Here is a 20,070-nt window from a genome sequence, read left to right on the forward strand (position 1 = left end):
TTCTGGCGCTGGCGGCCCTGATCGGCGGCCTCGGCGCAACCGAAACCGCACGCGCCGCGCCCGCGGGCGCCCGACCCCTTCAGTTCACCGCCCGGGCGGATACCGACACGGTCGTGGTCGTGGGGCGGGACTCCGTGCGGCAGGACTCGACGGCCCGGGATACGCTGGACCTCCCGGAAGCCGACTCCGCTGCGGTCGAAGATTCCGCGGCGGCTGGCGACTCCGCCGCTGCGGCCGGCGACTCGGCCGCAGTCGGTGACTCGAGCGCCGCCGCGGTCCCGGCGCTTCCGGACTCGGCCGCCGCGGACACCCTCGATGCCGGTCCGACGGACCCGCCGTTCCCTCAACAGGACGACATCTTCGGGCAACTCCTCGGGGAGCCCGGCTATCAGGTCGTCCAATACCAGGGGCGTGGGGTCGAGCTGGAGGTCGACCGGCAGCGCGTGCAACTCAATCGAGAGGCACAGGTGATGTACGAGCAGTCCACGATCGATGCGGACACCATCACCTACGAGGCGGGTCTGCAGTTCGTGCGGGGCTGCGGCAACATCTCGCTCACCGGAGAAGGGGAGAACGTCATCTCGGACGAGTGTCTGAACTACGACGTCTCCGCCACCAAGGGCACCGTGGTCGATGCGCGAACCTCGTTTGCGCAGCAGGGCGCCGATTGGTTCATCAGGGGGCTCATGACCATGCGGGGCTCCGGCACCGCCTTCGTCGAGACCGGAAACTTCACGTCGTGCGATCTCGAGGAACCGCACTACTACTTCCGCGCCGGACAGATCAAGGTCGTCTCGGACGACATCGTCGTAGCGTGGCCCGTGACCCTCTACATCCAGAACGTGCCCGTCGCCTGGCTTCCCTTCTTCGCGCAGGACATTCGGGAGGAGCGCAGAAGCGGCTTTCTGCCGCCCCGCTTCGGATTCAACGATGTCGTCGCGTCCTCCAGCAATGCCCGCCGGAGCATCACCGACTTCGGGTATTACTTCGCGTTCAACGATTTCATGGACGCGCAGGCGACGGCCGACTGGTTCAGCGGGCGCTTCACCCGCCTCAACGGAGCCGTCCGATACCGCTCGATCAAGAAGTTCTTCCGCGGCAATGTCATCGCGAGCTACAGTTTCGGGAACGAGAAGACGCTGCAGTTCCAGATGCGCCACAATCACGAGTTGACCCCCGTCACGGACATACGGGTCAACGCCAACTTCATCTCGAACACCACCGTCTTCGAACGTCAGACCTTCGACCCGACGGTACAGACGCAACGAATCGCGTCGGATGTAGGAGTCCAGCACCGATTCCCCTTCGCATCCGTCAACCTGAGCGGAAGCCGGCGCCAGGACCTGGGGGCGCAGAAGGGGCGGACGGACCTCACGCTGCCCAAGCTTCAGATGACCTTCTCGCCCCTGACCCTCTTCCGCGCGCCCAGCAACCGCAGCGGGCCGTTCAACAATATCGTCGTCAACGGCGGCTTCTCCGCTTCGCGCCTCGACCGGACCCAGGAAGAGAGCGACGGCAAGAGAACCGAAGTTGCGTCCGCGAACAGTGCCGTCCGCATCGGCTCCTTCGGAGTCAGTGGGCGGACGAACTTCAACCGCAACACGGTACTTCCGTTCCAGCCGATGCCCGGCGCCGACACCACGGCGTCCGCGGCGTCCGGGAGCGTTTCGAAACTGGACTACGGAGCGCAGGCGGAATACCAGATCGACCTCATCGGGAGCACGACGCTTCGCCCGACGCTGAGCGTGGACGCGAGCCGGTTTCAGTCGGACGATACGAACGGCGAGTTCATCACCGCGCCGACGCGTCTCCGCTTCGGAGCCGCGGTGTCCACCGATCTCTACGGGTTTTTGCCCGGCGTCGGCCCGTTCGAGCGGATCCGCCACAAGGTCTCGCCGCGCTTTCACTACGACTATTCACCGGCTGTGGAAGCCTCCGATTCCCTGCTTTCGATCCCCGGCTTTCCGGTGTCGAATTCCAAGGAGGAGAACCGGCTTCGCGTCACCCTGAACCAGACGTTTGAAGCCAAGCTGCGGGAGGAAGTCGAGCTCGACCCCGAAGCGGAGGCGCTGCTGGAGGGCCGCTCGCTCGAGGCGGACTCGACCGGCCAGGAGCCCGGCGCGGCCACGGCCGAGGCGGATTCGCTCGCGGCGGCCGGCGATTCGGCCGGCGTTCAGGCGCCGGAGACCGAATCGGCCGAAGAGGATCCCGCCGAAGCGGGCCAGGGACCGGCGGACGCCGGGCAGGAGGCGGCGTCCGTCACCGGGCCGGACACGGGGGACCCCGATGCGCCGCGTCGCGCGCAGCCACGCCGGAACGTCGTCCTCCTGGGAATCAATTCGAGTCCGCTCACCTTCGACTGGTCGCGCGAGAACGAGTCGCCGTTGACGACGGACCGCTGGTCGCACCGCATCAACTCGGATCTGCTGAGGGGACTGTCGCTGAACATGTCTCTCGACCTGTTCGAGGGCACGGGGCAGGATCGGACCTTCGCCCCCATCCTGTCGAGCCTGACGGGCAGCTTCACGTTCAGTTCGGCCAGCGGTCTCGGCGGGTTGCTCGGACTGGGCGGCGGGGGTGGAGGGGGTGGAGCCGATCCCCAGAATCGTCTGCGCAACGCGGCGGATTCCCGATACCGGCTGCAGAGTTTCGACGAGAATCCGGATCCGGCGGATCCCGGCGTGCGAGGGGGCGGCCCGTGGACGCTCGCGTTGACCTATTCGCTTCAGCGCGGCCGGGAGGACCAGAGTTCGCAGGACCGACAGTCGCTCAACGCGGTCCTTTCGCTCAATCCGTCGCCGAGCTGGCGTCTCGCCTGGCGGACGACCTACAACCTCACCGAAAAGGAATTCGGAGAGCACCTCATCACGCTCGACCGCTCCCTGCACCGTTGGATCGCGACCTTCATGTTCGCCCGCTCGCCCAACGGGAACTTCATCTTCCAGATGAGCGTCAGCCTCCAGGATGCGCCCGATCTCAAGTTCGACTACGACCAGCAGACGCAGGACGGCCAGCGCGGTTTCGGTTCCGGCGGGCTGGGCCCCGGGCGCTTTTGACAATCTTCTCGGGGCTCCCGACATTCCCGTGCACTTCATGCGCGGCTCGCGCGCCGAGGAGGGTATGCTCCCGACCACCGCCATCGATCTGGAACAAGTCCGCCTGCCCGTAGCGGATCGGCTCCTTGCCGTCGAGCGCGAGCTCCGCGGGATGGCGCCATCGGGATTCGAAGCCCTCGACGAAGTGGGCGACTACCTGTTTGCGCGGTCCGGGAAGCTCCTTCGGCCGACCCTGCTCCTCCTCGCCAACGGCGTTGGAGGGCGTTCCTCCCCGGATGCCGTGAAACTGGGGGCCATCGTCGAACTGCTGCATGTGGCGACTCTCGTGCACGACGATGCGGTCGATCACTCCGCGAGGCGAAGAGGCCGGCCCACCGTCAACCATCGCTGGACGCACCAGGTCGCGATCATCGCGGGAGACTACCTCTATTCGCGCGCGGTCATCGAGGTCGTTGCGCTCGGAAGGCTCGAGCAGGTCGCCCTCCTCGCCCACACCGCGAACCGCATGACGATCGGGGAAATGCGGCAGCTCGTACTCCACGATGGCCTCGACTTCACGCGCGAGGACTACGAGAGGCTGTGCGAACACAAGACGGCGTCTCTGATGTCCGCGGCGTGCGAACTCGGGACGCTGTCGGGAGCGCCGCAATATCGGGACGCCCTGCGCGGGTATGGCCATCATCTGGGGATGGCGTTCCAGATCGTCGACGATCTCCTCGACTATTCATCGTCGACTCGCGTGATGGGCAAGCCGCGCGGGCAGGACCTGCAGGAACACAAGGTAACGTTGCCCCTGATCGCCGCTCTGCCCAAGATGGAGTGGGGGGAGCGACGCGCTGTCGAAGAGCTTTTTTCGGACCCGGAGCCCTCCCCGGAAGCCGTGCAGGAGATCGTGGATCTCGTCGAAGCGCATGGAGGCGTGGAGACGGCTCGCGAGGAAGCGCGGTCGCGGGCGGACCAGGCACGGGACCAGCTCCGGCACCTGCCGGCGAGCCCGTGCCTCGATGCACTGAGCCTGGCAGTGGACTACGTAGTCGAGAGAGTACGGTAGCAAGTGAACTTCGGAAGCAGACGCCATCGTTCCCCGATACGCCTGGTCCTCATCATCGCGGGGGGATTCGTGCTCGGGGGGCTGCTCACCGAACTCGCGACGGTTACGTTGCCCCCGTCAGCGGCGCGTCAGTTTTTTGTTACAACGGTCGCGGCTTCACTGCAGCCGCTTGCATTCGATCTCAAGGTGCTCGCATTCACGCTGGGGCCGATCGTCCTGCGCCTGAACGTGTTGAGCGTCGTCGGGGTCGTGCTCGTCGCCTGGTTCGCCCGGTCGCTTCTCTGACCGGGGGGACCGGAGATGAGCCACAACCAAGGAGTCTGAGATGTTCGGTCTGAGCCCATGGGAGTTGCTGCTCGTATTCCTCGCTATCCTGCTACTCTTCGGCGCGAAGCGGCTTCCCGAGATCGGGAGTTCTCTCGGCCGGGGGATCCGTGAGTTCAAGGGCTCGATCAAGGAGGTCGAGGGCGATGTGCGGGCCGAGATCACGGGGGACACCGCGCCTCCATCGACCGCCTCCACCACCCAGGAGCCCGCGCAGGCCCGCCCCGCCAATACGGAAAGCTAGGCGATAGCCGGGGGACCCGGCGGATCGGGGCCCCGCGGTTCCGCGCCGGTCGGCGGCCCGGCGGGTCGTCAACGGCTAGGGGTCAGAAGCCCGGAATCATCGGCTGGGCCTCCTGCTGCAGGAGGAGCCTCTCGCGGTGATCCTCGACGACCGTGTCTTCGCGAAGCGCAGCCAGCCACTTCTGCACGTACTGCTGGGAACGCTCGAAGCTCAATTGCCCCAGCACGGCATCCCTGACCTCCTCGAACCCGTTCCGCGTGGCCTCTTCACGCTCCAGGACCTCCACGACGACCACCGCGTCACCGGCGTCGAGCACGCCGCTGAACTCGCCGACGCCGGCCCCGAATCCGAAGCCGACCGCCTCCGTGCCCTGACCGAGTCCCGGGACGAAATCGCCTCGGCGGAATAGCTCGGTCTCCTCGACCGACCATCCGAGTTCCTCCGCCGCCTCGTCGAGAGAACTCCCGGCCGCGACCGCGTCGAGCAGACCGCCGGCCAGTTCCGCGGCCCGTTCCTTCTTCTTCTCCACGAGCAGTTCCGCGCGAATCCCGATTCCGGCTTCCTCGAACGGAATCGTGCTCTCGTCCCGTCGTCCGAGAAGCTCGATCAGGTGGAACCCCGACGGGTTCTCGAATGAATCGGACAGGTCCCCGATCTCGCTCTCGGGGCCGAGGGCCCACTCCCGCGCCACCCCCAGCTGGCCCGCGCCCGGAATGAAATCCACGCCGTCCAGGAGTTGAACGTCGGTGCGGATCGTCACTCCCAGGGAGTCGCCGGCGGTCGTGAGATCCGTACGCAGCGCAAGATCCTCCAAGTCGTCGAGGAGCGTGAAGACCGAATCCTCGGTGGCGCCGGAAATCTCGAACGGAACGTAGATCTGGCGCAGCGCCAGAGAGTCGGCCGTCCGCTCGTCGACCTGCAGGACGTGCAGCCCGAACGGCGTCTCGACCGGATCCGTGACCCGTCCCAGCGGGGCGTCCGCGGCGGCATCGATGAGTCGCGGGTCGAAGGCGCCCGTCGGACGTTTGCCCATGAAACCACCCTCGACGCCGGAGATGGAGTCCGCGGACTCGGCCATCGCCACCTCCGCGAAGTCCTCGCCTCCCCGCACGCGGTCCGCAAGGGCGGCGGCCCGTTCGCGGGCGGCGAGCGAGTCGGCGACGGAAGGTCGGAGTGAGATGCTGACCATGTTCACGCGGGCGCTGGCGGGCCGGATGAGCTCATCCACGCGTTCGTCATAGACCCGCCGGATCTCGTCCTCCGAAACGGAGACCTGGGAGTCGGCCACGGTCTGGGCCGGGTCGATCCGCACGAAGCGGACGCGGGCCTGCTCGTTCGTGTCCCGATAGAACCGCCACGCTTCTTCCTCGGACACGTAGATGCCGCTCTGGACGAGCGTCTGCAGCTTCGCGCGCGGAAGGATGGAGCGGTAGTAGCCCTCGATCTGCAGCAGTTGCGTCTCATCCGTCGCCGGGTCCGTGAAGAACCGGCGGTACTTGTCGATGTCGAACCGCCCGTCCGTCTGGAACCCGGGGTAGCTCAACATCTCCTGCGGTGGCTGCGTAAAAAATGCCTGCCGAACCTCCGCATCGGTCACGCTGACCCCGAGCCGATCCAGCTCCGCCTGGATCAGCGTCGCGCTGATCAGGCTCTCCCAGGCCCGTTCGGTCACGACGCGAACATCCTCGTCCGTCATGCCGCGATCGGCCGCGCGGCTCACCGCGAGCTGGTTCTGGAGGAAGATATTCCACTCGTTGTAGCGGATGTCCTGTCCTCCGACCTGCCCCACGACGGGGTTGATCTGCCCGCCGAGGTTCCCTCCCTGCATCGCGTTGATCCCGTCGAACACCAGCCAGCCCACGAAGGCCGCGGCCATGATGCCCATCACGAGGCTCGCGCTGCCGCGCATCTTCCGCATGAACATGAGACGCCGAACCCACCTTGTCGTCTTGAATCGAGTCGCCCGAACGCGGCCGCGCCGGGGCCGGAAACGCGAGCGGTTGCCCTCGACCGCCGGTCCCGTGATTGGCCGAAAACGTACGCCGGCCCGGCGTTCCGGGCAACGAAAGGCGTGCGCCCGGCCGCTTTCCCGCGGCGTTCGTTGACAACCAAAAAAAACCGTCGGTATGTTGCCGGGGACTGGGTCGGAAGGCCCGAACCTGCCGCTTTTCTCCCTGCGAAGCCTGTGGCCGCCGACGACCAGACCGTGGAGATCGAACAACTCCTGCGCCGCGGCGAATCGGAGCCGCGGACCCACACGTTCGCGCGCCTCGCCGATCTCTACCGGCAAGCGGGGGAGCGCTAACGCGCCCTGGGCGTGATCCGAGGTGGCTTGAGGCAACACCCGTACTATCTGGACGCGCGCCTGCTCCACGCCCGCGTGCTGCTCGAACTCGGTAGCGACGAGGCCGCGCGGATCGAATTCGAGCACATCCTGACGCTCGATCCGGAGAACCCTCTCGCCTGCATGGCGTTGGGCGTCGAGCGCGTCGAAACGACAGCGGGCGGTTCCGGCGACGCCGCTTCGGCGGACGACTGGCTGGAGACGCTCGACGAAGTGTGGCGGGACGATGAAGCCGACGCACGGACCGCTTCGCGGGGCGGCGAGACGGGCGCCGCACCCGTTCCCGCGAAAGGCATCGAAACCTCGACGCTGGCCGGGCTGTACGCGAGCCAGGGCCTCTTCGACCGTGCCATCGCCGTGTACGAGCAGATGCTCTCGAACCACCCGGACAACGCCGATCTCATCGCCGCGCTCGCCGATATGCGTCGCCGTGCGGAGGAGGCGAAGGAACAGCCCTCCCGTCGCCCTCAGGCTACGTCGACCGGAACGCCTCGGGAGGTCCTGTCCGCGCCGGAGGGGACGGAGGCGGCGGACCCGGCCTCCGTCCCCGAGTCGATCGGCGAGCAGCTTCGTCGAATCCTCGACGGCGAAGCTCCCGCGGGATCGGACTGAGCGGGTGCGCGGGCCCATCCGCATCGGCGTGCTGAACGGACCGAACCTCAACCTTCTGGGGCGCCGCGAACCCCACCATTACGGAACGCAGACACTGGCCGAGATCGAGTCGCTCCTGCGCGAGCGCGCGGGCGCGAGCGGCGTCTCGCTCATGTTCTTCCAGTCCAACGACGAGGGCGAGATCGTGGACTGGGTGCAGGCGAACAGCGGCAGTGTGGATGCGTGGCTCGTCAACGCCGCCGCCCTGACCCACACGAGCGTGGCGCTCCGCGACGCCCTCGCCGGCTCCGGCCGTCCCTTCGTCGAGGTCCACCTCTCCAACGTGTTTGCCCGCGAGCCGTTCCGGCACACGTCGCTTCTCTCCGACCTCGCGATCGGCGTCATCACCGGATTTCGGGTCTACAGCTACCTGTTCGGTCTCGAGGCGCTCATCCAGCATCTCCGCGGGAGCGCCGAGGCGGAAGCGGAGTGACACCGCCGGGAGCCCGGCGCCTTCGGCTCGAAGCGACGACGAAAGCCGCCGGGCACCGGTCGGTCCTCGTGACCGCCCGATCCAGCGTCCGCTACCTGAGCGGGTTCACGGGCTCCGCCGGGGCTCTGTGGATCCCCCTCGAGGGTCCGCCCGTGCTCGTCACGGACTTTCGCTACGAGGAGCAGGTGGACACCGAGGTGGCGGATTCGATCCGCACCCATGTCAGTCGCGAGGGGTGGATCCGTGGCGTCGCCGAGGTGGCGGCGGCCGCCGCGGCCCCCATCGCGTTCGAGGCCGAGGGCCTTACGGTCGCCGACTACGAGTCTCTCCGCGGCATGCTCCCCGATATCGCCTTCGTCCCGCTCCGCGACCTCATCCGAACGCTGCGGCAGGTGAAGACCCGCGATGAAGTGGACGCCATCGAAAGAGCGGTCGCGGTGGCCGAGAGTGCGTTCAACCGGTTGCTGTCGACCATGGACTGGTCCGCCGGTCCGAGCGAACGCGAGATCGCGACCGCGCTGGAGATGGAACTCCGCCGCGGGGGCTCCGATCCGCTCCCGTTCGACCCCATCGTCGCGACGGGAGAACGCTCCGCGCTTCCCCACGCGACACCCACGGACCGGCGCGTCGAGCCCGGCGATCTCCTCCTCATCGACTTCGGGGCGCGCGTGGACGGCTACTGTAGCGATCTCACGCGCACTTTCGTGCGGGGGACGCCCGAGCCCTGGCAGGTGACCCTTCACGGGCAGGTGCTCGAAGCTCAGACGAAGGCGCGCGAGGTGATCGGCAACGGGGTCGCGGGCCGGGACGTGGACCGGGCCGTGCGAGAGACGTTCGCGCGCCACGACATGGACGGCTTCTTCGGCCACAGCACCGGGCACGGGATCGGACTCGACGTGCACGAGGGCCCCAGCCTCTCGTTCCGCTCCGAAGATGTCCTGGAGGCGGGGAACGTGGTGACAGTGGAACCGGGCTTGTATCTTCCCGGGCGCGGCGGCGTGCGCATCGAAGACGATGTGCGGATCGGGGAGGCCGGTGCCCGCACGCTGACCCGCCTTCCACGCGCCCTCGTCCGGCTCTAGCTATCGGGTACCATGGCAGATACTTCGGATTTTCGTCGAGGGATGGTGATCGAACTCAGCGGCACCCTCTACTCGATCACCTACTTCCAGCACGTCAAGCCGGGGAAGGGCGGGGCCTTCGTCCGCACGAAGCTCAAGGACGTGATGGAGGGAGGAGTGATCGACAAGACCTTTCGCGCCGGCGAGAAGGTCAGGGAGGTACGCCTGGAGCGGAGACCCGTACAGTACACGTACACGGACGGCCACCTGTACTACTTCATGAACATGGAAACCTTCGAGCAGATTCCGATGTCGGAAGATCAGATCGGAGAGGACCAGCTCCAGTATCTGGAGGAGAACATGGAGTGTCAGAGCCTCAATCGTGACGGCGTCGTGCTCGCGATCGAACTGCCACAGTTCGTCGAGTTGGAGATCGTCGAGACGGACCCCGGAGTGCGGGGGGACACGGCCCAGGGCGGGACGAAGCCGGCCCGGCTGGCGGCCGGCGCCGTGATCCAGGTGCCGCTCTTCCTGGAGACCGGCGATGTCGTGCGCGTCGACAGGACGGAAAACAAGTACATCACGCGGGTGACCTGACCATGGACTTGGACTGGCTGAAGGGACTCATCGAGTTGGTCGAGGACTCCGGCGTGGACGGCCTCGACGTCGAGCTTGTCGGTTCCGACACCGGGGACCCGACCCGGGTCAGGATCCGAAAGTCCCCGCGCATCGCGGCCGCGGCGGCCGTACCCGCGGCGGCGGTCGGCAGCGTCGAGGTCGCGCAGGCCCCGGCCGCCGCGCCCGCCGCGCCACCGGCGGAGGCCGCGCCCGCGTCGGGGCTGTTCGAAGTGCTCTCGCCCATGGTCGGCACCTTCTACCGTGCGCCGGCGGCCGGCGCCGACCCCTTCGTATCCGTCGGGGACCGGGTCGAGGCCGGCCAGACGCTCTGCATCCTCGAAGCGATGAAGCTCATGAACGAGCTTCAGTCGGATGTCGCGGGCGTCGTGCGGGAGATCGCGGTCGAGAACGCCGAGCCCGTGGAGTACGGCGCGCTGCTCTTCCGCATCGAGCCCGACTGAAGCCGCGGCCGGGCCCATGTTCCGCAAGATCCTGATCGCCAACCGCGGCGAGATCGCGCTCCGCATCCTGCGCGCGTGCCGTGAACTCGATATCCGGACGGTCGCCGTGTATTCGGAGGCCGACCACGACTCGCTCCACGTCCGCTTTTCCGACGAGGACATCTGTATCGGACCGCCGGTCGGGCGCGAAAGCTATCTGAATATCCCGCAGATCCTCGCCGCGGCCGAGATCACGGGCGCCGATGCCATCCACCCCGGCTACGGCTTCCTGGCGGAGAACGCCGAGTTCGCGGAAATCTGCGGACGGAGCGGTCTCGTGTTCATCGGTCCCACGCCCGAACAGATCCGACGCATGGGAGACAAGGCGGAGGCGCGGAAGACGATGATCGCCGCGGGCGTCCCCGTCGTCCCGGGCTCGCCGGAGCCTCTCGACGACGAGAAGGAGGCGTTGGAGGAAGCCCGCCGTATCGGGTTCCCCGTCATGATCAAGGCGGCCGCCGGCGGCGGAGGGAAGGGCATGCGAGCCGCGTTCGAGGAAGCGGAGTTCCGGAACCTCTTCGCCATGGCGCGAAACGAGGCCGAGGCCAACTTCGGCGACCCGACCGTGTATCTCGAGAAGCTCATCGAGCGGCCTCGTCACGTGGAGATCCAGGTCGTCGGCGACCGTCACGGGCGCGTGATGCACCTTGGGGAACGCGATTGCTCAAGCCAACGGCGGCACCAGAAGCTCGTCGAGGAAGCGCCGAGTCCGGCCGTCACGCCCGAGCTTCGCGAGGCGATGGGAGCGGCCGCGATCCTGGGGGCGAAAGCCATCGGGTATCAGAGCACCGGGACGGTGGAGTTCCTGCTCGCGCCGGACGGCGAGTTCTATTTCATGGAGATGAACACGCGGATCCAGGTCGAGCACCCAGTGACCGAACTCGTGACTTCCGTCGACCTCATCAAGGAACAGATCCGGATCGCGGCGGGGGAAAAGCTGACCATCCCGCAGCCCATCGAGTTCCAGGGGCACGCGATCGAGTGCCGAATCAACGCGGAGGACCCGGAGCAGGGCTTCCGTCCCTCGCCCGGCACGGTCACGGCGTTTCACGCGCCGGGGGGGCCCGGCGTGCGCGTGGACACGCACATCTACGGCGGCTACGTCGTCCCTCCGTTCTACGATTCGCTGCTCGCCAAACTCATCGTTTGGGGCCGGACGCGCGACGAGGCCCGGATCCGCGCCTACCATGCGCTCGAGGAGTTCATCCTCGAAGGCGTTCACACGACGGTTCCCTTCCTCCGCAAGGTGCTTGCCCATCCCGATTTCGTTTCGGGGAGCATCGATACGGGGTTCGTCGAGCGGTTCCTGACCCGCTCGTGAACGGCGGTCGCCCGTGAGCGCGATCGATGTGCTGTGGCTTCCCGAAGAACTCGAGACCGACCTCGTGCGCGGACGCGCGACGATCGTCGTCGACGTGATCCGGGCGACGACGAGCATCGCAACCGCCTTTGCGGCCGGAGCCGAGCGCGTGGTTCCCGTGCGGACCGTCGAGGAGGCTCGGAAGGAAGCGGCGCGGGACGGAGAGGCGCTCCTGTGCGGGGAACGCCGAGGTCTCCCGCCGCGCGGCTTCGATCTCGGAAACGCGCCGGGCGAGTTCGGACGCGGGTCGGTGGCCGGTCGCGCCCTGGTGTTCACGACGACGAACGGGACGGCGGCGATCGAAGCCGCGCGCACTGCCGGCGTTGGCTCCCTCCGCCTGGGCTGCTTCCGGAACGCCGGGGCCGTGGCCCGAAGCGCAGCGGCGGATGCGGACGCCGCCGCGCGCGGAGTCGCGATTGTGTGCGCCGGGCGGCGGGGGCGTGTGAGCATGGACGACGCATGGTGCGCGGGCCATCTTGTAGAGCGGCTGGTCCAGACGGTCGCGGAGGCCGAACTGACCGATGGCGCACGGGCCGCGCAGGCCCTCTCCGCCCGACTGGGACCGCCCACGGTGACCGGTCTTGCCGGGACCGCGGCCGGCCGGGCGCTGCACGCGATCGGCCGGGCCGCGGATCTGGCGGTTTGCGCGGGGCTGGATGATCTCGAGGTCGTGCCGGTCTGGCGAGACGGCGCCCTCGTTGGCAGTTGGGGCGGGGAGGATGCGTGATGGTGGATGAACGGCAACGGCGCGAGGTGCTGGGCGTCGCGCTGATCGTGCTCGGCCTCCTGGTGGCGTTCGCGCTGCTCTCTCCCCTGTTCGCCGGCGGGTCCAACTGGATCGGGCCGGCGGGGGAACTGCTTCACGACAACCTCGAGAGGGCGGTCGGAGCCCTTTCACCGCTCCTTGCGATCCCCGCGTTCATGTGGGGCCTGCATTTCCTCGGATGGGGCGATCCGACCCGGGCCCTCCGCTGGTCCATCCTCTCGGTGGTCCTGCTTGCGGTCCTCCCGTCGCTGTACTGGCTCATCGCGGGGCCGGGACCCGGGAGCGTGGGCGATATCGGCTGGCTGGGTGCAACCGCCGGGGCCGGCCTCGCGCAGGTGTTCGGCCGCCTGGGCGGGGTGCTCCTCGCCGCGGGCGTCCTCCTGCTCACGCTGTTCGCCACCATGAGGTGGTCCCTGACAAGCGCCGTGACGGCAGGGGGCCGATCGCTCGTTCGCGGATTCGCCGCCGCCGGCGGTGCGGTCCTCGGGCTCGGTCGCTCCTTCGCCGGCCGCGCGCGGCCGTCTCGCCTCCCGCGGTCTCCCGCGAAGCCCGATCCGCCGGGCGAAGCGAAAGCGAGGACGGTGGCCAAACGGACCCGCGTGCCGACGAAACGGACGCCCACAGAACCGGCGAGCGCGTCGCACCAGCCGGACCCGGCGCCGGAGGACGAGACACCGCCCGTCCCGGAGCTCGAGGAAGCTGGCGATCCCGGTTCCTCCGCGGTTCCGCCCATTCAACTGTTCGACGCGCCGGTGGGGCAGGGCAGCGGCCTCGGCGTGCGCGATCTCGACCGGCTCGGCGAGATCCTGATCGAGAAGCTCGCCACCTTCCGCGTGGCGGGCGAGATCGGCGGCTGGACCACCGGCCCGGTCGTGACGCAGTTCGAGGTCGTCCCGGCGCCGGGCGTGAAGGTGGGACAGATTTCCGCCCGCGCTGATGACATCGCGCTCGCCCTAAAGGCGCCGTCCGTCCGGATCGTGGCGCCGATTCCCGGCAAGGGCGCCGTCGGCGTCGAGGTGCCGAACCCGGCTTCGGAGATGGTGCTCGTGCGCGAGATACTCGAGAGCCCGTCGTATCGCCGGGGACGCCACACGCTCCCGCTCGCGCTTGGCCGCGACCTCTCCGGCAAGCCGACGTGCGCGGACCTGACACGGATGCCGCACCTTCTCATCGCGGGCCAGACGGGGTCCGGAAAGTCGGTGTGCATCAACGCCCTCATCACGAGTCTCGTGTGCCGGTACACGCCCGCCGAACTCCGCCTCCTGATGGTGGATCCGAAGATGGTGGAGCTGTCCGTCTACGGAGACCTCCCGCACCTCCGCCACCCCGTCATCACGGACAACGAAGAGGCCGCGTCCGTCCTGAAGTGGGCGGTTTACGAGATGAAGCGCCGTTTCGGACTGCTCTCGGCGAACGGGTGCCGGAACGTCGCGGAGTTCAACGGCCGGATCGCCCGCGGTCGCGAAGTCTTCCTCCCGAAGCGCGGCGTCATGGATGAGCCGGCGCTCTACGACGAGGGTCCGCTCCCCTATATCGTCCTCATTATCGACGAACTGGCGGACCTCATGATGACGGTGCAGTCCGAGGTCGAGACGCCGCTCGCGATGCTGGCCCAGAAGGCCCGGGCGGTCGGACTCCACCTCGTGCTGGCGACGCAGCGCCCCTCGGTCAACGTCCTCACCGGCCTCATCAAGGCGAACATCCCGAGTCGAATCGCGTTCCGCGTCGCGTCGAAGATCGACAGCCGCACGATCCTCGACCAGAACGGCGCGGAGAGCCTGCTCGGGAACGGGGACATGCTCTTCCTGCCGCCGGGCGAGTCCGATCCCGTCCGCATCCAGGGCGCCTACATCTCCTCCGAGGAGACGGAACGCCTGCTCGACTGGTATCGGGAGCAGGCGGAGGCGCGGGCCGAGGCCGAGAGGGCCGAGGAGGAGGCCGCTTCCGAGCGCGACATCCTCGACCTGCTGAAGGAGCTGGAAGAGGAAGAGGGAGGATCGGGGGTTTCGGACGAGGGCGCCGAGGATCGCGACCCGCTGTTCCGGCAGGCCGCCGAGATCGTGATCTCGCATACCGCGGGTTCGACAAGCCTGCTTCAGCGTCGGCTCAAGGTCGGGTACGGACGCGCGGCGCGGATCATCGACCAGCTGCACGCGGCGGGGATCGTGGGACCCGCGGAAGGATCCAAGCCGCGGGAGGTGCTCGCGACGCTTGCCGATCTGGATCGCGGGGACATCGACGAACCATGAGGCCCTTCCGCCCGCAGCCGTCCCGTCCTGGGGTCGTCGGCCTTCTGGTGGCCGGATCCCTCGTGAGCGCGTTCGCGCTGGCGTGCTCGGATGCGGATTCCGCGGAGGTCGCGGAGGCGCGCGCCCGGATCGAGGCGGAGTTCGGCCCGCGCGACGCCCCGGCACGACCCGAGGCCGGGGGGGATGACGCGGCTGCGGGGGATGCCGCGGCCGGGCAGGGCGAGCCGCGGGTCGAAGAGGCGGGAGACGCCGGGGACGCGGTGCGGAGCGAAGATCCGCCGCCCGCGCCGGCTCCGGACCCGGATATCGCCGATCCGGACGAGCCCGGGACGATGGGCGACGGGCCCGGGCCGGTGGACGACGAGCCGGGGCAGGTGGACGTGGACTCGCTCCTCGCCCTTGCGAATTCGGCCTACGCTTCGCTCGACCGGCTCAAGGCGGCCTTCGCCCAGCGCATCGAGAACCCGCTTCTCGGCCGCACCCGCGAGGGCCGCGGAACCTGGTATCAGGCGGGACGGAACCGGTTCCGGATGGACTTCGACGAACCGGCCGGCGACATCTACGTGGCGGACGGCTCCTGTCTCTGGCTCTACGAGCCCTCGCTCCACGACCAGGTCGTGGTCTCCCGCCTCGAGGAGGGCGCCGAAATCGGCTCCGTCGACATCCTTGGCCGCCTGCTCTCGCAGGCGCGGACGACCTACGATGCGGTCGATGAAGGAACCGCGGGGATCGGTGGCGTGGAGACGCGCATCGTGTCGCTCACGCCGCGGGAACTCCCGGCGAGATACGTGGAGGTCCGCCTGTGGATCGGCGTGTCCGACCGCTACGTGCGTCGTTTTCGCATTCGCGAGGAGAACCAGACCCTCCGCACGGTGACGCTGGCCCCCCTCGAACCCGAGGCCCGGATCGACCCTGCCGTGTTCGAGTATGCGCCCCCGGAGGGGGTGCAGGTCTTTCCCGACGATGTGCGATGCGACTAGGGCTCATCAGCCTCGGTTGCGACAAGAACACCGTCGACTCCGAGCGCATGCTCGCCGAACTGATCGGCCACGGGGCCGAGCGCACGGATGTGGATGAAGCGGAGGTCATCCTCGTCAACACGTGCGGGTTCATCGACGCCGCGAAGGAAGAGTCGATCGAGACGATCCTCGAGGCGGAGCGGCTGAAGCGCGAAGGGGCGTGCCGGAGCGTCGTGGCGGTCGGGTGCATGGTGGAGCGGTATCGGGAGGAGATGGCGGAATCGCTGCCGGAGGTCGACCTCCTGCTCGGGCTGCGGGACCTTGACCGCCTCGTGCCGGAGTTGCTGGAGCGCGGACTCCTTCCGGGACCGACGCCGGCCGGGGGCGTACATCCGGGGGAGCGGATCCCGGTCGGGGCGCGCCATGTCCGCTACCTGAAGGTGAGCGAGGGATGCAACCACGGGTGCGCCTTCTGCGCGATCCCTCTCTGGAGGGGCAAGCACCGTTCCTTCGACCTGGAGCGTCTCGTCGCCGAGGCGCAGCGCCTTGAGGCGCAGGGTGCCGTGGAAGTGAACCTGGTCGCGCAGGATCTCGCGCACTGGGGTCGGGAGCAGCGGGATGGGACGGATATCGCGACGCTCGTGGAGGCGCTGCTGCGCGAGACGTCGATCCCGTGGTTCCGTCTCCTGTACATCTACTCTGCGGGCCTGCGCGAACCGCTCGTCGAATTGATGGCGTCCGAGACGCGGCTGCTCTCGTACATCGATATGCCGATTCAGCACGCGAGCGATACGGTGCTCCACCGCATGCGCCGGCCGGAGCGGGCCGCGACGCTGCGATCGAAGGTCGCCCGGCTGCGGGAGACGATCCCCGAACTCACGCTGAGGACGACGGTACTTGTGGGGTTCCCCGGCGAGACGGACGCGGAGTTCCGCGAACTCGTGGATTTCCTCGACGAAGTGCCGTTCGACCGGCTCGGCGCGTTCGCGTTCTCGCCGCAGGAGGGGACGCGCGCGGCCACCATGGAGGAGAACTTTGTGCCCCCGGATCTGGCGCGGGACCGTCTCGAGGAGGTGCTGGAGGTCCAGCGCGCCGTGAGCCGCGAGCGGCTTGCCGCCGAGATCGGCCGCGAACGCGTCGCCGTCGTGGATGCGCCGGCGGCCCCGGACGAGCCGACGCTCGAGCTCCTCTACGAGCATTCTCCGGGCGCGGCGCACCTCGGCCGCATCGAGAGCCAGGCGGACGATGTGGACGGAGTGACTGTGCTTGTGGGCGGAAACGGCCTCGCCCCCGGCTCGCTGGTGCGGGTCGAGATCCAGCGGGCCGCCGACTTCGACCTCGGGGGGCGCGTCCGCGGAGTCGTGCGCCCGGCGCCCGGGCGCGGAAAGGCGGTGCCATCTCCGGCCCCGCAGCCGGGGCGGGAACTCCCCGTCCTGGGACTCGACAGCGCTTGGGGTCGGTGAGCCGCGGGCCTCGCCAGCCGTCCGCCTCCTCCGACTGGATTCGGCGGGCGCGCGACGTGATGCCGGGCGGGGTGAGTTCGCCGGTGCGGGCGTTCGGCGCCGTCGGGATGGAGCCGCTGTTCGCCGCCCGCGGCGAGGGCGCGAGGATCTTCGACGAGGCCGGGCGCGGTTATCTCGACTACGTCCTCTCCTGGGGTCCCCTCATCCTCGGCCACGCCGCCCCGCCGGTCGTGGAGGCCGTGGCGCGCGCGGCCCGCGACGGGATGAGCTTCGGGGCCTGCCAGGCGCGCGAAGTCGAACTCGCGGAACGCGTCGCCGCCTGGGTGCCCGGCGTGGAGATGGTGCGCTTCGTGAACAGCGGCACCGAGGCCACGATGTCCGCCGTGCGGCTCGCCCGGGCCGCGACCGGCCGTGACCTGATCCTGAAGTTCGAGGGCTGCTATCACGGCCACGCGGACGCCTTTCTCGTCGTGGCGGGATCGGGCGTCGCCACGCTGTCGCTCCCCGACTCGCCGGGCGTGCCGGCGGCGACCTCCGGCCTGACGCTGACCGCGCCCTACAACGACCTCGAGGCGGTGGCGGCGGTGTTCGCGGAACACGGCGCCCGGCTCGCGGCTGTCATCGTCGAGCCGGTGGCGGGCAACGCGGGCCTCATCCCGCCCCGCGAGGGCTTCCTGGAGGGCCTCCGCGACCGCTGCGACCGCGCCGGAACGCTCCTCATCTTCGACGAGGTCATGACCGGGTTCCGGGTCGCGCGGGGCGGCGCACAGGAGCGCTACGGCGTCGCCGCGGATCTCGTCACGCTCGGAAAGGTCCTCGGCGCGGGGCTGCCGGTCGCGGCGTACGCGGGCTCCCGCGAGCTGATGCGGCGGATGGCTCCGGAAGGGGACGTGTACCAGGCAGGGACGCTGTCGGGGAACCCGCTCGGAATGGCCGCGGGCATCGCCCAACTCGACGAACTCGAGCGGACGGACCCCTTCACCGGGCTGGAGCGGCGCGCCGCGACCCTCGTGGACGGCATTCTCGCGGCGGCGAACGCCCGGAGCATCCCGGCCTGCGGGACCGTGCTGGGCTCGATGTGGGGCGTCTTCTTCACCGAGGGTCCCGTGCTCGATTTCGACGGGGCGCGGCGCGCGGACACGGACTTCTTCGCCCGCTACTACCGTGCGTGCTTCGAGCGCGGCGTCTTTTTCGCCCCTTCGGCCTTCGAGGCGGGTTTCGTCTCCACCGCGCACACCGACGCAGACGTGGCGGAAACGCTCAGCGTCGTGGGCGAAGCGCTGGACACGGCGCTGGACGCGGCACCGGAGGGCACGGGTTGAACTGGCGCGCGCGGATCGTCCCCGAACGGGCCGGTGCCCTCCTCCTCGGCGGAGTGTTGATGGGGCTCGCCCATCCCCCCTTCCATCTTCTCGTCACGTCGTTCGTCGCGCTCGTCCCCTTCATCGTCTGGCTCGAGGGACTCCCGGCGACGGCGGAGGGCCGAAAGCAGGCCCGCAAGGGGGGATTTCTCTTCGGGCTCGTCTACTACACGCTCGTCCTTTATTGGCTCTTCGTGGCGCTCGTGTTCTACACCTGGTGGGCGCTGTTTGCGTTCGTCGCTCCGATTCTGATCCTGTCGTTGTTCATGTCGTGGGTGGCCGGAGGGATACAACTTGTCCGGAGTCGGCTGGGGTGGCCCCTCCATCTGGTCTTTCCCGTTTTCTGGACCGCCGGGGAGGTGCTGCGCGCCCACCTGCTCGATGTCTCTTTCCCCTGGATGCAGTTCGGGGACACGCTGTCCAACTACCCGATCCTGATAGGCGCGGCGGATCTCGTGGGCTCGCGGGGCCTCTCCTTCTGGCTCGCGCTCGCGAACGCCCTCGCCGCGTCGGGGTTCCTGGCGTACCGCGCCGGCGGATGGCGCGCGCTGCGGCGACCGGCGGCCGGGCTCCTGCTCGTGCTCGCGCTCCCCATCACCTACTCGGTGGCGCGGTGGCAGACGATCGAGGTCCGCACCGCGGCCCGGGTGGGCGTCGTCCAGCCCAACGTGCCTCAGCACCTCAGGGATCTCGATCCCGTCGCTTCTACCGATAGCGCCCTGCGCTCGACCGAGACGCTGACGTCACCCTGGGCGGGCCGCGAGCGTATGGACCTCGTGATCTTTCCCGAGACGATGCTGACGTCCACCGTGCTGGACCCGCTGCCATCTTATCCCCATCGCGGCTGGCCGGAGGCCCATCAGTGGGCGGAGGGGCTCGGCGCCGTGCTGGAGGCGGAGGTGCTTGTAGGCGGTCGCGGCGGCGACGACGTCGGCCCCGAGGAGTACCAGCCGTTCAACTCGGCCTACCACTTCCGCCCCGGGGACGGTCTCGTCAACCGGTACGACAAACGGTTCGTCGTGCCGATGGTGGAGCGGGTTCCCTTCATCCCCCCGCAATGGCTGAGTCGCATTCCCTACACGGGTAGACTGGGCATCGGGGATTGGCAGTCGCCGATCGAGATCTCGACCGAACAGGGAACTGCGGCATACGGGACGATGATCTGCTACGAGTCCATCTTCTCGCCGCTCGCGCGGCACTACCGGCGGAATGGCGCGGATTTCCTCGTCAACATCACGAACGACTCATGGTACGGTCGCGACGCGTGGTGGAGCCGCTCGAGCGCGCTGTGGCAGCACCCGGCGCACCTCGTCATGCGTTCCATCGAGACGCGGATGGGGGCGGCGCGCTCCGGGAACACGGGGATCTCCAAGATCGTGGATCCGCTGGGGCGGGTGTCGCACCGCACGGATCTCTTCGAGCCCGCGTCCTTCGTGGCGGACGTATCGACGACGGATGAGTTGACCGTATACGTGCGTTTCGGCGATGTCGTGGGGACGCTGGCCGCGCTGGCAGCGCTTCTTGCTCTTGGCGCGTCTTTCCTGAAGGATCGCACCCTGCGCGGGCGGGCGCGGCGCGGAGCTTCGGGAGAGACGGTGGAGCCGGTAAGCGGGAGCGCATGATACGGAGG

At 68.6% G+C, this 20,070-nt stretch carries 17 protein-coding genes; 16 read left to right on the forward strand and 1 reads right to left on the reverse strand.

All coding sequences use genetic code 11. The features are described from left to right. Window positions 1-113: 113 nt before the first annotated feature. From RN901_RS05320 to RN901_RS14975, 4 genes are all read left to right on the forward strand, one after another. Window positions 114-3,056 carry a putative LPS assembly protein LptD gene (locus RN901_RS05320; protein WP_310756705.1) on the forward strand — a complete coding sequence of 981 codons (2,943 nt, stop codon included), beginning with the start codon at window positions 114-116 and terminating at the stop codon, window positions 3,054-3,056. A 64-nt stretch (window positions 3,057-3,120) separates the two neighbouring features. Then, complete coding sequence (locus RN901_RS05325) at window positions 3,121-4,107, forward strand: polyprenyl synthetase family protein (RefSeq protein ID WP_310756707.1); 987 nt, start codon at window positions 3,121-3,123, stop codon at window positions 4,105-4,107. 3 nt (window positions 4,108-4,110) lie between these two features. Beyond that, window positions 4,111-4,392 (forward strand): DUF4321 domain-containing protein, encoded by a 282-nt coding sequence (locus tag RN901_RS05330; protein WP_310756709.1) that lies wholly within the window; start codon window positions 4,111-4,113, stop codon window positions 4,390-4,392. Between the two features lie 40 nt (window positions 4,393-4,432). Beyond that, complete coding sequence (locus tag RN901_RS14975) at window positions 4,433-4,675, forward strand: twin-arginine translocase TatA/TatE family subunit (RefSeq protein ID WP_345782354.1); 243 nt, start codon at window positions 4,433-4,435, stop codon at window positions 4,673-4,675. 82 nt (window positions 4,676-4,757) lie between these two features. Here RN901_RS14975 and RN901_RS05340 read toward each other — a convergent pair whose 3' ends face one another. Continuing rightward, window positions 4,758-6,593, reverse strand: coding sequence for a peptidyl-prolyl cis-trans isomerase (locus tag RN901_RS05340; protein ID WP_310756710.1), 1,836 nt, complete (start codon window positions 6,591-6,593; stop codon window positions 4,758-4,760). Window positions 6,594-7,007: 414 nt separating this feature from the next. Between RN901_RS05340 and RN901_RS05345 the strand changes: the two genes are divergently transcribed. Genes RN901_RS05345 through lnt form a run of 12 tightly spaced genes read left to right on the forward strand, consistent with a single transcriptional unit; the run spans window position 7,008 to window position 20,062 of the window. After that, window positions 7,008-7,631 (forward strand): tetratricopeptide repeat protein, encoded by a 624-nt coding sequence (locus RN901_RS05345; protein WP_310756712.1) that lies wholly within the window; start codon window positions 7,008-7,010, stop codon window positions 7,629-7,631. Between the two features lie 16 nt (window positions 7,632-7,647). Continuing rightward, window positions 7,648-8,103, forward strand: a complete 456-nt coding sequence (aroQ, locus tag RN901_RS05350) for a type II 3-dehydroquinate dehydratase (protein ID WP_345782356.1) — start codon at window positions 7,648-7,650, stop codon at window positions 8,101-8,103. Then, on the forward strand, window positions 8,100-9,185 hold the full coding sequence (locus RN901_RS05355; protein WP_310756716.1) for a Xaa-Pro peptidase family protein: 1,086 nt from the start codon (window positions 8,100-8,102) through the stop codon (window positions 9,183-9,185). The genes aroQ and RN901_RS05355 overlap by 4 nt, the downstream gene beginning before the upstream one ends. 12 nt (window positions 9,186-9,197) lie before the next feature. Continuing rightward, entirely contained in the window at window positions 9,198-9,761 is a 564-nt protein-coding gene (gene efp, locus RN901_RS05360; RefSeq protein WP_310756718.1) for an elongation factor P, read from the forward strand. Window positions 9,762-9,763: 2 nt separating this feature from the next. After that, a complete protein-coding gene (gene accB, locus RN901_RS05365; protein ID WP_310756720.1) occupies window positions 9,764-10,243 on the forward strand; it encodes an acetyl-CoA carboxylase biotin carboxyl carrier protein in 480 nt (159 codons plus the stop codon). A 16-nt stretch (window positions 10,244-10,259) separates the two neighbouring features. After that, on the forward strand, window positions 10,260-11,603 hold the full coding sequence (gene accC / locus RN901_RS05370; protein ID WP_310756722.1) for an acetyl-CoA carboxylase biotin carboxylase subunit: 1,344 nt from the start codon (window positions 10,260-10,262) through the stop codon (window positions 11,601-11,603). 13 nt (window positions 11,604-11,616) lie between these two features. Beyond that, window positions 11,617-12,369 (forward strand): 2-phosphosulfolactate phosphatase, encoded by a 753-nt coding sequence (locus tag RN901_RS05375; RefSeq protein WP_310756724.1) that lies wholly within the window; start codon window positions 11,617-11,619, stop codon window positions 12,367-12,369. Then, on the forward strand, window positions 12,369-14,657 hold the full coding sequence (locus RN901_RS05380; protein WP_310756726.1) for a DNA translocase FtsK: 2,289 nt from the start codon (window positions 12,369-12,371) through the stop codon (window positions 14,655-14,657). Before RN901_RS05375 ends, RN901_RS05380 begins: the two co-directional genes overlap by 1 nt. Continuing rightward, a complete protein-coding gene (locus RN901_RS05385) occupies window positions 14,654-15,637 on the forward strand; it encodes an outer membrane lipoprotein carrier protein LolA (protein ID WP_310756728.1) in 984 nt (327 codons plus the stop codon). The genes RN901_RS05380 and RN901_RS05385 overlap by 4 nt, the downstream gene beginning before the upstream one ends. Further along, window positions 15,628-17,079, forward strand: a complete 1,452-nt coding sequence (gene rimO, locus RN901_RS05390; RefSeq protein WP_310756730.1) for a 30S ribosomal protein S12 methylthiotransferase RimO — start codon at window positions 15,628-15,630, stop codon at window positions 17,077-17,079. Before RN901_RS05385 ends, rimO begins: the two co-directional genes overlap by 10 nt. Then, window positions 17,076-18,401, forward strand: coding sequence for a glutamate-1-semialdehyde 2,1-aminomutase (hemL, locus tag RN901_RS05395; protein ID WP_310756732.1), 1,326 nt, complete (start codon window positions 17,076-17,078; stop codon window positions 18,399-18,401). The genes rimO and hemL overlap by 4 nt, the downstream gene beginning before the upstream one ends. Beyond that, window positions 18,398-20,062 carry an apolipoprotein N-acyltransferase gene (gene lnt / locus RN901_RS05400; RefSeq protein WP_310756734.1) on the forward strand — a complete coding sequence of 555 codons (1,665 nt, stop codon included), beginning with the start codon at window positions 18,398-18,400 and terminating at the stop codon, window positions 20,060-20,062. Before hemL ends, lnt begins: the two co-directional genes overlap by 4 nt. The last annotated feature ends 8 nt before the right edge of the window (window positions 20,063-20,070 follow it).

The organism is Candidatus Palauibacter soopunensis, assembly GCF_947581735.1.
Classification (GTDB): domain Bacteria; phylum Gemmatimonadota; class Gemmatimonadetes; order Palauibacterales; family Palauibacteraceae; genus Palauibacter; species Palauibacter soopunensis.

Coding starts and splice junctions, on each gene's coding strand:
- RN901_RS05385 (WP_310756728.1), top strand. CDS start 14,654: ATGAGGCCCTTCCGCCCGCAGCCGTCCCGTCCTGGGGTCGTCGGCCTT.
- rimO (WP_310756730.1), top strand. CDS start 15,628: ATGCGACTAGGGCTCATCAGCCTCGGTTGCGACAAGAACACCGTCGAC.
- RN901_RS05325 (WP_310756707.1), top strand. CDS start 3,121: ATGCTCCCGACCACCGCCATCGATCTGGAACAAGTCCGCCTGCCCGTA.
- RN901_RS14975 (WP_345782354.1), top strand. CDS start 4,433: ATGTTCGGTCTGAGCCCATGGGAGTTGCTGCTCGTATTCCTCGCTATC.
- RN901_RS05340 (WP_310756710.1), bottom strand. CDS start 6,593: ATGCGGAAGATGCGCGGCAGCGCGAGCCTCGTGATGGGCATCATGGCC.
- RN901_RS05380 (WP_310756726.1), top strand. CDS start 12,369: ATGGTGGATGAACGGCAACGGCGCGAGGTGCTGGGCGTCGCGCTGATC.
- efp (WP_310756718.1), top strand. CDS start 9,198: ATGGCAGATACTTCGGATTTTCGTCGAGGGATGGTGATCGAACTCAGC.
- accB (WP_310756720.1), top strand. CDS start 9,764: ATGGACTTGGACTGGCTGAAGGGACTCATCGAGTTGGTCGAGGACTCC.
- accC (WP_310756722.1), top strand. CDS start 10,260: ATGTTCCGCAAGATCCTGATCGCCAACCGCGGCGAGATCGCGCTCCGC.